The sequence below is a fragment of the Sphingobium sp. ba1 genome (genome assembly GCF_000743655.1).
In the GTDB taxonomy this organism is placed as follows: Bacteria; Pseudomonadota; Alphaproteobacteria; order Sphingomonadales; family Sphingomonadaceae; genus Sphingobium.
Window position 1 is genome coordinate 964293 of sequence record NZ_JPPQ01000069.1, and the last position, 15047, is coordinate 979339.

General features: G+C 62.3%; 16 protein-coding genes. 9 read left to right on the forward strand and 7 right to left on the reverse strand.

Annotated elements, in window-relative coordinates; all coding sequences use genetic code 11:
- Positions 1-47: 47 nt before the first annotated feature.
- The 4 genes from IL54_RS25340 to IL54_RS22865 all read left to right on the forward strand — a co-directional run bounded on the left by IL54_RS25340 (position 48) and on the right by IL54_RS22865 (position 1850).
- On the forward strand, positions 48-386 hold the full coding sequence (locus IL54_RS25340; protein WP_017503244.1) for a hypothetical protein: 339 nt from the start codon (positions 48-50) through the stop codon (positions 384-386).
- 46 nt (positions 387-432) lie between these two features.
- Entirely contained in the window at positions 433-750 is a 318-nt protein-coding gene (locus IL54_RS25345) for a hypothetical protein (protein WP_231958566.1), read from the forward strand.
- Between the two features lie 20 nt (positions 751-770).
- Complete coding sequence (locus IL54_RS25350; protein WP_025290603.1) at positions 771-1205, forward strand: hypothetical protein; 435 nt, start codon at positions 771-773, stop codon at positions 1203-1205.
- Between the two features lie 111 nt (positions 1206-1316).
- Positions 1317-1850 carry an SMI1/KNR4 family protein gene (locus tag IL54_RS22865; RefSeq protein WP_081912838.1) on the forward strand — a complete coding sequence of 178 codons (534 nt, stop codon included), beginning with the start codon at positions 1317-1319 and terminating at the stop codon, positions 1848-1850.
- Between the two features lie 62 nt (positions 1851-1912).
- On the opposite strand, the gene IL54_RS07780 is transcribed toward IL54_RS22865, so the two are convergent.
- The 6 genes from IL54_RS07780 to IL54_RS07805 all read right to left on the reverse strand — a co-directional run bounded on the left by IL54_RS07780 (position 1913) and on the right by IL54_RS07805 (position 7008).
- Entirely contained in the window at positions 1913-2248 is a 336-nt protein-coding gene (locus IL54_RS07780) for a BrnA antitoxin family protein (protein ID WP_004206995.1), read from the reverse strand.
- Entirely contained in the window at positions 2229-2528 is a 300-nt protein-coding gene (locus IL54_RS07785; RefSeq protein WP_228221671.1) for a BrnT family toxin, read from the reverse strand. The genes IL54_RS07780 and IL54_RS07785 overlap by 20 nt, the downstream gene beginning before the upstream one ends.
- Positions 2529-2564: 36 nt before the next feature.
- A complete protein-coding gene (locus IL54_RS07790; RefSeq protein WP_037474513.1) occupies positions 2565-3152 on the reverse strand; it encodes a recombinase family protein in 588 nt (195 codons plus the stop codon).
- A 429-nt stretch (positions 3153-3581) separates the two neighbouring features.
- On the reverse strand, positions 3582-3983 hold the full coding sequence (locus tag IL54_RS07795; RefSeq protein WP_004207001.1) for a DUF2147 domain-containing protein: 402 nt from the start codon (positions 3981-3983) through the stop codon (positions 3582-3584).
- Positions 3984-3995: 12 nt separating this feature from the next.
- Positions 3996-5573: a GMC family oxidoreductase gene (locus IL54_RS07800; RefSeq protein WP_037474518.1), complete on the reverse strand. Its 1578-nt coding sequence runs from the start codon at positions 5571-5573 to the stop codon at positions 3996-3998.
- 4 nt (positions 5574-5577) lie between these two features.
- A complete protein-coding gene (locus tag IL54_RS07805) occupies positions 5578-7008 on the reverse strand; it encodes an aldehyde dehydrogenase family protein (protein ID WP_037474520.1) in 1431 nt (476 codons plus the stop codon).
- A gap of 89 nt (positions 7009-7097) precedes the next feature.
- Between IL54_RS07805 and IL54_RS07810 the strand changes: the two genes are divergently transcribed.
- Positions 7098-9515 carry a helix-turn-helix transcriptional regulator gene (locus IL54_RS07810; RefSeq protein WP_037474523.1) on the forward strand — a complete coding sequence of 806 codons (2418 nt, stop codon included), beginning with the start codon at positions 7098-7100 and terminating at the stop codon, positions 9513-9515.
- A gap of 76 nt (positions 9516-9591) precedes the next feature.
- Here the strand turns inward: IL54_RS07810 and IL54_RS07815 are convergent, their stop codons facing one another.
- On the reverse strand, positions 9592-10215 hold the full coding sequence (locus tag IL54_RS07815) for a TetR/AcrR family transcriptional regulator (RefSeq protein ID WP_037474525.1): 624 nt from the start codon (positions 10213-10215) through the stop codon (positions 9592-9594).
- Between the two features lie 88 nt (positions 10216-10303).
- Here IL54_RS07815 and IL54_RS07820 point away from each other — a divergent pair, with 88 nt between their 5' ends.
- From IL54_RS07820 to IL54_RS07835, 4 genes are read left to right on the forward strand one after another with little or no spacing between them, the layout of a single operon-like run.
- The gene (locus IL54_RS07820) at positions 10304-11674 is read left to right on the forward strand and encodes a TolC family protein (protein ID WP_025290596.1); all 1371 of its coding nucleotides are present in this window, start codon (positions 10304-10306) and stop codon (positions 11672-11674) included.
- Positions 11671-12708, forward strand: a complete 1038-nt coding sequence (locus IL54_RS07825; RefSeq protein ID WP_004206989.1) for an HlyD family secretion protein — start codon at positions 11671-11673, stop codon at positions 12706-12708. The genes IL54_RS07820 and IL54_RS07825 overlap by 4 nt, the downstream gene beginning before the upstream one ends.
- On the forward strand, positions 12705-13868 hold the full coding sequence (locus tag IL54_RS07830; RefSeq protein ID WP_004206986.1) for an ABC transporter permease: 1164 nt from the start codon (positions 12705-12707) through the stop codon (positions 13866-13868). Before IL54_RS07825 ends, IL54_RS07830 begins: the two co-directional genes overlap by 4 nt.
- A complete protein-coding gene (locus IL54_RS07835) occupies positions 13865-14995 on the forward strand; it encodes an ABC transporter permease (protein WP_004206985.1) in 1131 nt (376 codons plus the stop codon). The genes IL54_RS07830 and IL54_RS07835 overlap by 4 nt, the downstream gene beginning before the upstream one ends.
- Positions 14996-15047 lie beyond the last annotated feature (52 nt).

A 15047-nucleotide genomic window follows, 5' to 3' on the forward strand; every position in this document is an offset into this window, starting at 1 on the left:
AGTGAGTGGGAGTTGAGTTTCGGCAAGGCTGGGGATGGTTGGTCCTTGTGGCGCTTACGATTTCGACGACCGGCGATGAAATCACGTTGCTGACGTTGATGTTCCGCACTGCCGAGAACGCATCCGGCTATGCGGTGCCGACGCTGCTGACCGCGGAGCTGCTACCCGGTCTGATCGCCGCACCCTGGGCGGGCCGCTTGATCGACCGCCGGGAGGCGGCCCGCATTCTGGTCATGGTGTCAGTTCTGCAAGCGGGCGTGATAGCATTTATCGCCTATTATCCCATGTTCACGCTCGCCGGGGCCGCGCTGTTGAGCGTGCTGTTCACGATCAGCAGCGCCGCAACATTCGCGTTGATTCCAGTGCTGGCGAGCGGCTTGGAATGACCTCGCACTCGCCAATTCCCTTATGGAAATGGTTCGCAGCCTTGGAATGCTCGCTGGTCCAGTCGCTGGGGGCGTACTGGTGGGATGGATCGGATCGCGCAATGCGCTTTTAGCCGATGCCGCCAGTTTTGCCCTTTTGGCCCTCGTCGTGATGGCGAGCAGGCTTCGCCGCAAGCCACAACGGGACGATCAGGAGGAAGAGACCCTGTTCGCGGACTACCTGCCGCTGCTCCGCAATCGACGGTTGATGGTGGTTACGGGTGCGCTCAGCCTCGAAGTGTTTGCGACCGCCATAGCCGACGTTGCTTTCGTGTTTCTCGTGATGGTGACGCTGGGAGCGGGCCGACCGCGTTTGGAATGCTGACGGCACTATGGGCGGTTGGGATGTTGATCGGCGCTGGGCTGGCCGAAAGGGTTATTGGCCATAGGGTCGGACTGGCGGCGTTCGGCACGGCCGCTGTCATGGGCGCGACCATGCTGTGGATCGGCCTTGCGCCGATCGGGCTGGCAATCGTTGCCGTCGCCTTCATCCTAGGCGGCGGCGCAAACAGCATCCACAACGTCGCTGTCCGAACCTTGTTCCAGTCGGAATGCCCGCCCGCCGATCATGGCAAGGTCGCCGCGATCTATGGTGCGGTGACACGCACCGCCGTAATCGGCGGCTATGTTGCTGGCGGCTTCTTTTTTGTGCCGAATGATGCGCCAACCGCCTATCTCGTGGGCGGCCTGCTGGGCGTTGTCGCGGGCTTAGTCGGATGGCGGATATTCAATCGTAGATGGAGCGCAGCACCAATCAAAGCATCGACGCGCCAAGATTGACCTGATTGTCGTGCCCCTCCGCTAACGGCTATACCAATCAGGTGGCGTGATTGAGGCGCGGTGCGGAACGGACACGATAGCGACGCCCTAACGATGTAAGGCAGAAAATATATGACCTTTCAGTTTGATCCATCATTCGATGCAGAATCACTCCACATGCCGGGAGATTCTTTGATCGAATTAGACCAGATAGAGAGTTCATTAAGAATATTGCTGCCGTCTGAGCTTCGTGATTTATTTATTGAATTCGGATCAGCGATAGTTTTCAATAAGGATGTTGAATTTCCTGCGGAAAAATGCGCCTATTCCGATGATTCAGGAAGAATTGGCGTTTCAGTTATATATGGCCCTGTTGACGGAAGCTTAGGAATAATTCGCATAAACGAACAATTATCCATGCAGATTCCAAAAACATCTGTGGTTTTTGCGGAAATCGGTCTGGGTAATATGCTGTTAATTGACAGAATTGATGGAAAGATATCCGTATGGCTGCACGATGAAGCTCTGCCTTCTAGGGCGATAACCCCCGTATACGACAGCTTTCATGACTTTATCGATGCACTGGTAGCCTTCGATCCTCCTCCCCTGCCCAGTTTAAAGGAATTGGGATTGGACTTGAAAGCGATGGGGATAGAAGAGGAGTAGCTAGAGGTTACGGTTCGGCGCTGACGGAAACCATACGATAACCGATAGCCTAACTATCTAAATTAACGTGGCTTTTCCTGCCTTCTGGCGGTCGCCAGCATCTCACGGCGAAGTATGGCGTTCATGCGGGCTTGGTAGCCCTTACCCTGCGATTTGAGCCAGGCGAGCACATCAGCATCAAGGCGTGCCGTCACCTGCTGCTTGATGGGCTTATAGAAGCGCCCACGCTGCCCGTTCCGCCAGAAATCCTCTGTCAGCGCCGGAGAGTCGCTATAGTCGATCCCGCTATCCGGCATCGCCTGCAGGGCATCCAGTTCGGCCTGTTGCGCTTCGGTCAACGGCGGCAGATTGTCCGGATCGAGTTGGAAACGGACGGTATCAGCGTCTTTCTTCTTCATAACGTCGCCTTTCCGTTCGATCGGCCTTTCGAGCCGAAATGATATGAATGATCTCTACATACTCGCCGTCATCGTCTTGCTCGACGACAGTGTGGGCCACGAGGAGGAGCAGATGCCCTTCCACGAGGCCCAAGGTTTGCCATCGTCGCTCGCCACCTTCGATCCGATCCTGATCGCTCAGCGCGAAAGGATCTGTGAACGCACGAGTAGCGATCGCAAAGCTGACGCCGTGCTTCTTCAGATTGCTCTCGGCTTTGGCCGGGTGCCAGGAGAAGCGCATGGATGGCATTACGGAAATATAATTATGTTTTTGTCGTTACGCAAGGCGCGGCGGTTTGAGCCATCCGGCCCGCGCGAGCGTATCTGCGAGGGTCGATCGGGGCACGTTGAACGTGCGGCTGATCGACGACTTGCTAGCGCCACCGGCAAGGGCGGCGGTGATCTGATCGAGCTTTTCCGCATCGATCGTTCGCGGGCGGCCACCGCAGCGCCCGCGCCGTCTGGCGGCCGCAAGGCCTGCCATGATGCGCTCGCGCGTCAATGCCCGTTCATACTGGGCCAGCGCGCCGAACAGCGAAAACAGCAGCTCGCCATGCGGCGTTCCCGTGTCCATCTGCTCGGTCAATGACCGGAATGACACGTCACGCTCCCTGAGATCGGTCAGGATCGACAGCAAATGCGGCAGGGAGCGGCCGAGCCGATCCAGTTTCCACACGACCAGCGTATCGCCGGCTGCGAGATATTCGAGGCAGGCCCGCAGGCTCGCCCGGTCCTCGCGAGCGCCGGATGCCTTGTCGGAATAGAGATGCCGGCTATCGACGCCGGCTGCGATCAGCGCATCGCGCTGAAGATCGACCGATTGCCGGTCATCTGTGGAAGAGACGCGCATGTAGCCTATAAGCATGTCGGAAAACCCCTGATAGCTTGTTGTGGGACAGTCCTCCTTTCCGGCAGAGTTTATCGGACGCTACGGATTTTGGGCGTGCGTAGATTGCTGGAATTTCCGGGGGGATGCCTGCTAGCGGCGGAATGGGTCGTCGGGCGCATCAGGCGGGGCGCTTATCGTGTGATTTCCATTAGGTTAATCTGTTCGTGCAGCCGCTGCCGCAGCGGACCGTCTTCTGGCCGCGACGATCAATAACGGATTATCCGCCTGCTTACGCTGACCAAGTCGCATGCCCGTCGCCGAATTGATCCCGTGGCGGCTGCACACATCGCTGTCGCCATGCCCGCTTCCTGCTCCGCGCCTCTTCAATTTATCGTAGAAGCTTTTGATGTGTCTTATTAAAATCCTTGGCTTGCCGCTCTCGGTCAGACGATGATTGGACGGATTTCAGTTCACTTTCGTCCATATCTGCGATTTGCACATGATCCGCCCTGTCAGGCACCCCTTTCCCTCCATCCGCCGATCGTCGAGCGTGGTGATTGTTCCAGAGAAGGTTTGGCCGATGTCGGGTACAAAAACACTGCCGCGCCACACGCCCTTCTTTTCAGGAACAAAATCGCGAAACAGGATCAGACCTACCAGATCGTTTGTCCCGCCGCGCCGCGCATCCGCCTTGGCTTTGTCACTTGCCCAGACCACGACCCCGCACATTCTGCTTCCGCACGGCTGGGCTCGCACATGTACGCTGTCCTGCGGATTCTTCCACACTCCGAAAGAAGCGCGCTGTGCCTCGACGGACGCAGATGCTGCAAGTAGCAGCATGGCTGCCAATACGAAACTGAACCTCATCGCCATTCTTCCTCAAGGCCGGATCATCATTTGCGCGACATTTTCCGCGATCGCCATGGTAGGCGCGTTAGTGTTGCCCGACACGATCGACGGCATGATCGATGCATCGACCACGCGCAAACCGTCAATGCCACGTACACGGGCTGCCGGATCGACCACGGATGCCGAGTCACTGCCCATGCGGCATGTTCCTACCGGATGATAGATTGTTTCAGCGCGCGCGCGGATGTCGTCGATCAGAGCCTCGTCGGTCTGGACCGCGGGTCCCGGTCGCACCTCCTCGCGCAAGTGACGGGCGAGCGCCGGCGCATGAAGGAGCTTGCGGGCTAGCTTCGCGCCATTCAGCAAGACGCCCACATCATCGGGATGACTGAGATAATTGCCCTCTATGCGCGGATGAGCCGTGGGATCGGCGATCTTGAGCCCGATCCTGCCGCGGCTCTTCGGTAGAAGGTCGCAGACATGCACGGTCATTCCGTAGCCGAAGGCTGTCTTGCGGCCATGGTCACGCAGGATCGCCGGCAGGAAATGGAATTGAAGATTGGGCCGCTCCCGGCCGGCGTCGGATTTGAGGAAAGCGCCGCCCTCCGAGGCATTTGACGTCAATTCGCCTTCATGATGAAGGAAATAGCTCCATGCGCCGCGTATCGCACGAGGCAGGAAACTGGGCGCCACCCCAAATCCTTCGCGATCGGCCGTGGTTGCCACAGCCGTATAGTCGAGGTGATCGGCGAGATTGGCTCCGACTTCGGGCGCATCCAGAACGATCTCTATGCCATGCTGCCTGAGTTCGCTCGCCGGGCCGACGCCCGACAGCATCAGAATCTGCGGCGAATTGACCGCGCCAGCCGAAAGGATCACCTCTCCACCGGGGCGCAGCAGCAGGTCCCGGCCGCCGACGCGGACCCCGATGGCGCGACGGTCCTTGAACAGTATCCGTTCGACGAGGCCGTTCGTTTCGATGGCGAGATTCTTGCGCGAGCGAGCCGGATCGAGAAACGCTCGCGCCGTGCTGAACCGTTGCCCGTCTTTCTGGGTCACCTGATAGACACCAAAGCCTTCCTGGCTCACGCCATTGAAGTCGGGATTTCGCGGGTAGTGCAGTTCCACCCCAGCTTCGACGAAGTCTTCCGTAAGTGGGTTCACTCGCCCAAGATTGGAGACGCAAAGTGGCCCGGCATTGCCATGATGCTCGTCGTGGATAGCCTGATTGTTTTCGAGCGCGATAAAAAGCTCGCGCATGCGCGGCCAGTCCCAGTCAGCTCCGGCGGCCGCCCCCCAGCCCTCATAGTCCGCCCGATCGCCGCGAATGTAGACCATTGCATTGATCGAGCTGCTGCCACCCAGCGTCTTGCCGCGCGGCCAATAGAGCCGCCGGTTGTTAAGGTGAGGCTCGACTTCGGTCTCACAGTTCCAGTTCACCCATCCCGTGCGGGCAATGACGCCGACGCCAAGCGGCATGTGAATGAAGGGATTGCGATCGCGCGGCCCCGCCTCGATGAGGCAGACAGCTTTATCCGAATCAGCAGAAAGGCGGTTGGCCATGACGCAGCCGGCCGAGCCGCCGCCAATGATGATATAGTCGTACATGGATTTACCCCAGAAAGCGTTTGGCAAGTCGGATCAGACGCGCTGCCCGGCCCGAATAGGGAGGAAAGACGAGAGGCAGAGCGGAGAAGCGGTTCTGGAGAACGGCGCGCTCATGACTGAAAGTCCGGAACCCGTGATGGCCATGTGCCGCCCCGATCCCGGAATTGTTCACACCGCCGAACGGCAGATGATCGTGGACGTATTGGACGATGGTAAGGTTGACGCCTGCACTGCCGGAAGTCGTGGCCGCCAGGATATGATCCACTCTCGCCCGGTCACGATCGAACACATAAAGCGCCAGCGGCTTGGGTCTTGCGTTGATCCGACCGATCACGGTTTCAATGTCATCATAGGTCAGGACCGGCAGGACGGGACCGAATATCTCCTCATGGTCGATCGCCGCCTCGGGAGCGATCGCCTCCAGCACTGTGGGCGCCAGCGCCCTTCCCTGCCTTTCGCCGCCGACAATGATCCGCCCGCCCGTGGCCAGGGCATCCGCAATCAGGCCCCCCAGTCTGTCCGCATGGCGATCATTGACGATCCTTGCGAGATAGGGGCTCGTCATGCCCGAACCATAAGCGGCGGCGATCCGGCGGCGCAGCGCTTCCACGAACCGGTCGCGGATCGAAGCGTGGACGAACACATGATCGGGCGCGATGCAGGTTTGACCGGCATTGGAGAATTTGCCGAAGGCGATCCAACTGGCGGCCGTCTCTATGTCGGCATCCGGTCCCACGATCGTGGGCGACTTGCCACCCAGTTCCAGCGTAACGGAGGTCAGGTGGCGGGAGGCTGCCTGCATTACGACTTTCCCGACCTCGGGGCTGCCGGTGAAGAAGATATGATCGAAGGGCAGCGCGAGCAGGGCCTGAGACATCTCCTTCCCGCCGAGGGCGACGGTAACCAAGTCTGGCGGAAATGTGTCGGCGATCAGCCGCGCGATGACGCCCGAGGTAGCAGGTGTCATCTCCGAAGGCTTCAGGATAGCGCTGTTGCCGGCAGCAAGGCAGGAGACAAGCGGCCCCAGGCAGAGATTGAATGGGTAATTCCAGGGCGCGATGATAAGGCACACGCCGCGTGGCTGCGGCACGATCCGTCCGGCCGTGCCGAAACCGATCAATGTCGGTCCGACATGGACTGGCCGCATCCATCGGCGCAGATTACGACGGCTGTGGCGGATTTCCTGCATGACCGGAAGAATTTCCGTCAGAAACACTTCGGCCTCCGGCTTGCCGAAGTCGGTCGCCATGGCCTGGACGATCTCCCCTTCGAACTTTCGTATGGCAGCCGCGAGGCGCGCCAGCGCAGCGCGTCTTTCAGCAAGGCCAAAGCGCATCCGGCGCTCGTCCGACATTGCCTTTTGCGCGGTGAAGAGCATTTCCACCGGGCGGCCATCACAGGGTTCCTGCGAAATCGAATGGCTCTCTTCAATCATTTCATTCTCGTCGAAAACATGACCTTCGCGCGAGTCTTACGAGCGCAAAAGCAATAGGGAACTACACGAACATGTAGTATCGACCCGGCATGGGCCTGGGAACCGAATGGACTCCAACGCTGCTTTCGCGACTGGCGGAAACGGCACTTCGCCGTGTGGAATTGACCGCGCGCGTCAGCCTGCTGCGCGCACCTTGCGGCTACGGCAAATCGGCGACGCTCGCGGCCGGTTGGAAGGAGGCGGCGGACACTGGTCGCCCGGCGCTTTGGGCAAGTCTTGCAAGCGACGACACAAAGAAGGGCACCCTGCGTCGCCTCGCCTTTCAGGCCGGAACCGCCGCGGACATCGAGTCCATTCTCCAATGGATATGGCATCAGGACAGGCCCGGGATTATTTGCCTCGATGATGTTCAGGAAGCGCCGCATCTCGAAACGCTGACAAGAGACATGATGGATGCTCTTCCCGATGATTGGCGAGCGGTCCTTGCAACCTCCGCCCCCTGGGGATTTGGCGTCCTCAACGCTGACTGGCAGGAAGTCGGCCCCGATGCCCTGGCCTGCCGCGCCCAGGATCTGAAGGAATTGATCCGGGTCCCTTCAGCCCTCGACCGGATCATATCGGACACACAGGGTTGGCCCGCATTGTGCCGCATCGCGGGCCGCGTATCCCACCGGATGCAGCCACTGCATTTATGGCCCGAGATCATCTGTTATCTCGATCAGATGGTGTTGGCGCCCTTATCGCCCGCTCTGCGCACATGGCTGAAAAAGGCGGCATTAATCGCTCCCCTCGATGCCGAAAGCCACGATTTTGCCCTGCGCGTCCACGACGGCGCGCAATGGATCGCACGTGCGCAACGCGAATGCCTCCTATTGAGGCCGGACAGTGACGGAATGTTTGCGCTCAATCCGGCGCTGCGACACCATCTTGCCTTGAGCGGACAGTCGCAGCTTCGTTCCTCTCCAAGCCATCTTCTAAAACATGCGGCTTTTCATCACTGGCGCGCCGGCCGGCCAGCGCAAACGATAGCGCTTTCGCTGCGGGCCGGCGATCCGGCCTGGGCGCGGGGGCTGGGCGGTGAGATCGTCATGGATGTCGCCCTGCGACAAGGCCGTATCGATGAGTTGGCCCATTGGCTCGAGGGCGTGCCCGACACAGCGTTGCTGACCAATCCCATGGCTGGCCTGGGAAAGATATGGGCCCTTTCCTTCCAGCAGCAGCATGCAGGGGCGACGCACCTTTTGAAGTTGCTGTCACGCACGGATGCGCATGAGGAATTGCTGACGCTGCTCGGTGCGACGACAGCGGCGCTGAGGGACGATGTCGTCCGGGCGGAAATGCTCTGCCGGCAATGGCTCGAGCTGCACGCCCGGGAAAATCCGATGATGAAGGCCTCCGCCCTGGCCTGCCTCGCGAGCATCGTGGCGAGCCAGTCGAACGCGGCCGAGTTCGCGGCACTACGTCCCCTACTGGATCAAGCCTGTGCCCTGGCCGATCAGGGCTTTGCCCGCGACTGGGCAAAGATTGCCGAAGTGCTGCTCCTGCTGACGCAGGGGCAGATCATTCCCGCACGAAATAGGATCGACGCGCATCTGACGGATATGGTCTCCCCGGTCGCCGAGCAGACGCTGAAAACATTGCGCCTCGCTGTGCTGGCCGAAAGCGGCGTGCCTCTGGCAGAACTGGAATGGCCGTTGCTTTTCTGCGACCAGATCGTCGACGTCCGCATTCATACGGCACGGGCCATATTACGGGCCGCTCGTCTGGCCGGAGATGCGGACCTCTGCGAAAAAATCCTGACCGAACTGGACGTGAAAGCCGTACGCGACCACATGCCGCGACTGCAACTCATGGCCGATATCCTGACTGCGGAACATGAAATCGCGTCGGGTCGATCGGTCACCATCCCCAATATTCCCAGGAACGACGCCATCACTTCGGCTCACCTCGCCATTGCGGACGTCGAGTGCATGCTTCTGTCTGCGACGCGGGCGCTTGCCGACGGGAAGGATCACCTCGCGCGCCAATTGACGGACCGTATCCTGGCCCGCATCCGCAGGGCAGGATGGCAACATATCATACTCAAAACCCTCATGCTGCGTTCGGTGCTGCATCTACGTAAAGAGGCGCTGCAACTTTCCATACGGTCAGCGGAAGAGGCCTCGGAAATTCGCGACAGCACAGGACTGAAGGAAACAGCGCGGGAGTTCCGGAATATCCTGGAGCATATTCACGCGGGATGGGCCGTAAAGGCGAGGTTTGATCGGTCCGCAGCACAACATCACTTGCCGAGTTCACAACATACCGAAGGATCCGACCTGTCTCGCCGCCAACTCCATATCCTCGGCCTGGCGCGGGATGGTCTTACGAGCGCGGAGATCGCCAACATATTGGGTATCGGCGAAGATGGCGTAAAATGGCATTTTCGCGCGATCTTCAAGTGTCTCGCTGTCAACAGGCGCACCCAGGCCGTCGCCACGGCGATACAGCGCGGTCTCCTTCACTAAACGATCTCCCACGTCACAAATAGAGGCAGGCATGCTGTTGCGCGGCCTCCCGCAAGGCAAGATCAGCAATCCATTCTTAGTCGACTCTCGTTGCCGCCCTCGCCAGCATGAGATCCACGAGAAAGTCCAGAAGCTCTCCGCTTGCGACCTCGTGCGGTTCGAGCAGGCCCTGGAACATGCTTCCCTCGTGGACAGCCAGGATCAGTCGCGCGATGCGCGGGAGGCCCCGGGCAACGATGCGGGAGTCCTCGCGAAGGATGTCGGCGAGCGCGCCCTCGATGATGGCGAGGATCCGTCCTTGCCGTTCGGCATAGTGGCTCGCCATGGCAGGATGGCGTAGGACATAGAGGCCGAACTCGGCCTGGAGCAGATACCAGTCCCGATCGAACGGATAGCTGGCGATAAAGGCCTTGAGGAAATTGTCGGCCGTCGAGCCGGGCATGGACAGGGCGCAAGCGGTCGCCTCCTCCAGCCTCGACTGCAAGCGCTCGATCACCCGGTCATAGAGGGCGAAGAACAATTCGTCCTTGGATCGGAAGCTGGAATTATAGGCCCCCCGGCTCAGACCGACGCGCTCGCAAATATCTTCCTGGGTGGAGCCATGGAAGCCACGTTCGGCGAAGGCCTCGAGAGCGCCATCCAGGATGCGCTCCCGGGTCTGCGCCCGGGTCGGGCGCGTTCGTGCCGGGCGGCGGCTCACGGGATCACGGGCGGGAGCATTTCGATACAAATATGTATTGAGTCGGTTGGATGTCAACGTTACCGTGCGGGAGCAGGAGACGTTCTTCATGACCTTGCGATGTTCGATGCTGGTTGCCGCGCTGGCGACTGCGGTCTGTCAGGGCGCGCAGGCGCAAACGATCGACAGGCTTGATCTCGATTATCGAAGCGCCCAGGCGAGGCTGCTCGAGCGGTCGGACGCGATCCAGGGCGCCGACGCCGATGTGCGCAGCAAGGAGGCCCAGAAAGGCTCCACGAGCACGTTGCGGCGTCCGACCGTCGAGTTCGAAGGACAGATGATCCGCTATCAGAAAACCCTCTATCTGCCGCTCGGCCCGCTGGCGGACGTGGCCCAGGATTATTCCATCTCTGACCCCCTGCGCTTCGAGATCGAGCGCACCAGCACCCGGCCGATCGTGACGGCGACGCTGCCGCTCTATTCCGGCGGCCAGATTCCCGCCGCCCAGGCGGGCGCCGCGGCGCAACTGGGACAGTCGCGCGCCGAACGCCAGATCGTCATCGACAACGGTCTGTTGCAGATGACCCAGCTCTATTTCGGCCAGCAGTTGCTCGAGCGCGTGCGCGATGTTCGCCGTGATGCGCTTGCGGGATTAGAGCGGCATGTCGCGGACGCCCTCAAGCTCGAACAGGAAGGGTTCATAAGCCGGGCCCAACGCCTCCAGGCGCAGGTAGCGCGCGACGACGCCGCGCGCGAACTGGAAAAGGCGCAGGCCGATCTCGCGAGTGCGCAGGTAGCGCTTGCCGGCGCGCTGCGGGCGCCGTCCGGCGTCGATCCCGTCTCCCCGATCTTCGTGATCCGTCAGCCGCTCCGTTCGCTCGACACCTATGTGGACGCGGCCCTGCGCGCCCATCCCCAACTGGATCGGCTCGGCGCGCTGGAAGACCAGGCTGAAGCGGGGGTGGCCCTTCAGCGCGCCAAGCTCCGGCCTACGATCTATGGCTTCGCCCAGTATAATTTCGATCGGCGCGACACGCTGTTGACCGATCCCGACTGGTCGGTGGGCGTCGGGCTGCGCTACACGCTCTTCTCCGGTGTGGGCCGCTCGCAAGCGGTGCAGGCCGCGCGGGAAACGGTGACGCAAGCCAATGCGGGCCTGCGCGAAGCCCGCACCCAGATCGAAATCGGCGTCACGCGGTCCTGGAACGATGCGGAAGCCGCGCGACGGCGGTTTGAGCTGACCGACACGGCCATCACTGCGGCGCAGGAGAATCTGCGGGTCCAGACCCTCGGCTATCAGGAGCAGCAGACAACCTCGCTCGACGTGATCGATGCGCAGCTCGGTCTTGCCCGCTCCCGGATCCAGCGCGCCCAGGCCGGATATGATTTCGTTGTCGCGCTCGCCCAGCTTCTCCACGTCAGCGGTCAGATCGCCACATTGCCGGACTATATCGACCAGGGTGAAAGGGTCACGCCATGACCGCCACATCGGAAACCCTGGTCACCCCGGACGAGACGGCTCCGCCGGTTCCGACCGGGCGGAAGCGCAAGTTGCTGCCGCTCATTGCTTTCCTCGTCGTGGTCATTCTCGGCCTCGGTCTCTGGCTGGCCTATCGCCCGGTTCCCGATCAGCTCCAGGGCATGGTCGAGGCCCGCGAACTGCGGATCACGAGCAAGGTCTCGGCTCGGATCACGGCCTTTCATGTCGAGGAAGGCCAGCCGGTGAAGACGGGACAGCTGCTCTATACGCTCGACAGTCCCGAGGTCGAAGCCCGCTCCGAACAGGCCGGCGGCGCGCTCGCCGCCGCGCAGGCGAATGCGGACAAGGCCGATGAAGGCGCACGGCCGGAGGATATCCGGGCTGCCGAGGCCCAGTGGCGACGCGCGCAGGCGGCGGCGGACCTCGCCCAGACCACCTATCAGCGCACCGAGCGCCTCTTTGAACAGGGTGTGCTGGCGGGGCAGAAACGCGACGAGAGCCGCGCAAACGCCCTGGCCTCCAATGAAGCGGCCCGAGCGGCGCGCGCGCAATATGATCTGGCGCTGGCCGGGGCGCGGCGACAGGATCGGCAGGCCGCGAGCGGACAGGTGCGCCAGGCGCGCGGCGCCCTGGCCGAAGTCGAGGCGGCCGAGAAGGAAACCCGGGTGTTCGCGCCGTCGGACGGTGAGATCGGACGCAGGCTGGCGCAGTCGGGCGAACTCGTGCCGCAGGGATTTCCCGTCTTCGTCCTGACCGACATCGATCATCCCTGGGTGACGCTCACCCTGAGAGAAGATCAGTTCAGTGCGATCCGCCGGGGACGGGTCCTGACCGGCCGCATACCTGCGCTCGGCGATCGTTGCGCCCAGTTTCGGGTCTTCTACATCGCGCCCGCCGGCGATTTCGCGACATGGCGCGCGACCCGCCAGTCGAGCGGCTTTGACGTGAAGAGCTTTGACGTGCGCCTGTCGCCCGTGTCGCGGGTCGATGGGCTGCGCCCCGGCATGACGGTCCTGTTCGACTGGCCGCAATGATCCGGGCCTTCGTCGATAGCGCCCGGCGCGAAACCGCCTTCCTGCGCGGCAGCGTCTGGGATCTGGCGCTGGTCACCTGGCTGCCTCTGCTGCTGCTGGCGATCGTCGCGGTCCAGTTGTCGGCAGGCGTCATGCGGAACCTGCCGATCGTCGTGGTCGACGAGGACGGCGGCGGCGTCGCGCGCGACCTCACCCGCAAGCTGGAGGCGTCACCCGGGCTCAAGGTCGCGGCGCGGCCACCGGACATGGCACAGGCCGAGCATCTGGTCCGCTCCAACGCCGCCTATGCCGTGGTCCTGATCCCGCGTGATCTCGAGCGCACCGTGCTGCGCGGCGAGACCGGCAAGATCCTCCTCTTCTACAATGCGAGCTATTCCACGCCCTCGGGTTCGGTGTTGCGTGAAGTCGGCACCGTGGTCCAGGCCCACGCAAAGGCCTTGGCCGGGGAGCAAAGCGCCGCGATCGCCGGTCCCGCGCGTGTGCGGCCGCAGCCGGTGAGCGTGCAGAGCCGGATCCTCTACAACCCGCAGGCCAGTTACGAGCTGCAACTCGTCGCCCTGATCCACCCCGCACTCCTGCACCTGCTGTTCATGATCGCGGTCGTGAGCGCGCTCGGTCGCGAGCTGCGGGACGGGACCATCGGAGCATGGCTTGCAGGGCCTCGAGGCGAGGCGGTCGCCGCCGTCGCCGGCAAGATCGCGCCCTATATCCTCATCTTCCTGCTCTGGGGGGCGCTTGCGACCGGCTATCTCGCGGTCTACCGGGGCTGGCCCGTGCAAGGGAGCGTGGCGATGCTGATGGGCGGCTATCTCGCCCTCTATCTCGCCTATGCGGGCATGGCCTTGTTCATCGTCGGGGCCACCCTTTCCATGGGGCAGGCGCTGTCGATGACCGCCCTCTATGCGGGCGCTTCCTTCGCCTTCGCCGGGGCGATCTTCCCGATCGAGTCGGCCTCCGCCTTCGCCCGGCTATGGAGCGCGCTGCTGCCTTTTACCCGCTTCGCGCGGCTGGTCGCGGAGCAATGGATGATCGGCGCACCCGTGCTCGCATCTCTTGGATCGATCCTGGCGCTGTTTGCCTTTCTCGTCGTCGGCTCGGGCGCCGGGCTGCCGCGCTATGTCTCGGCGCGGATGAGCCCGGAGGTCTGGGGACGACGATGATCGGCCGCGCCTTCCTCGCTACCTTCCGCGCCGTTCTCTCCGACCGCTCCGCCTTCATGCTGATCGTCGTGTCGACGATCCTCTATTCCTTCTTCTACCCTTCAGCCTATTCCGGGGAGGTCGCGGTCCGCATTCCGGTGGCCGTCGTCGATCTCGACGACAGCGGCGCAAGCCGCAGTCTCGTGCGCCGGATCGCAGCGCTCCAGCAGGCCGATCTTGCCGCGCGCCCGGCCTCTCCAGGAGCCGCCCGGCTCTGGCTCGAGACGACCGGCGCAGGGGCCGTGGTCATCATCCCCGAGGGGTTCGAGCGACATATTCTGAACGGCGCCCAGGGCACGGTCGCGCTCTACGGCAACGGCGCCTATCTGCTGCGCAGCAGCACGGCGCTGTCAGGCATCGGCCTGGCGGTCACCACGATCGCCGGCGAGGCGGCGAGCGATCAGGCCATGGCGCAGGGCGCACCCGCCCGCCCTGCCCTGTCGCTCGTTCAGCGCCCGCTGTTCAACACGCGCGAAGGCTATGGCAGCACGGTGTTCCCCGGGGTCGGCTTCCTCATCATTCACCAGACCCTGCTGATGGGCCTGACGATGCTCGCCGCCACCCTGCGCGAGACACTGGGACGCTTTCGTCTGCCCTCGCGCACCCTTATCGGAATTGCCCTGGCCTTCTTCGTGATCGGCTGGGCCGACGTGGCCTATTATGCGGGTTTTGTGTTCTGGTTTCAGGACTATCCCCGCGCCGCCGGCTCTCCTGGCGCCTTGATCGTGGGCGGCAGTTTGTTCGTGGGCGCGACTGTGGCGGCGGCGCTTGCGCTGGCCAGCCTCTTCCGGACACGGGAACGACCCCTGCAACTGTGGATGGGCACGTCGCTCGCCATCTTCTTCCTCGCGGGTCTCTCCTGGCCGGCGGAGGCGACGCCGGCCTGGCTGGCGCTCCTCGCGCGCCTCCTGCCAACCACCGCGGGCATTCATCTCATGGTCGGGCTCAATCAGATGGGCGCGAGCCTTGCCGAGCAGACGCGGGAGGTGCTCAACCTCGCCATCCTCATTCTGGTCTACGGAGGCCTGGCCTGGTGGCGCTTCACGAAGATTTCCGCGCCGGACCTTCAGCCCCTCAAGCCTGACTGACGCCTCAATGGAACGAGATCGTCAGGGGCACCCCAAGTGCAACCCTCTCGCC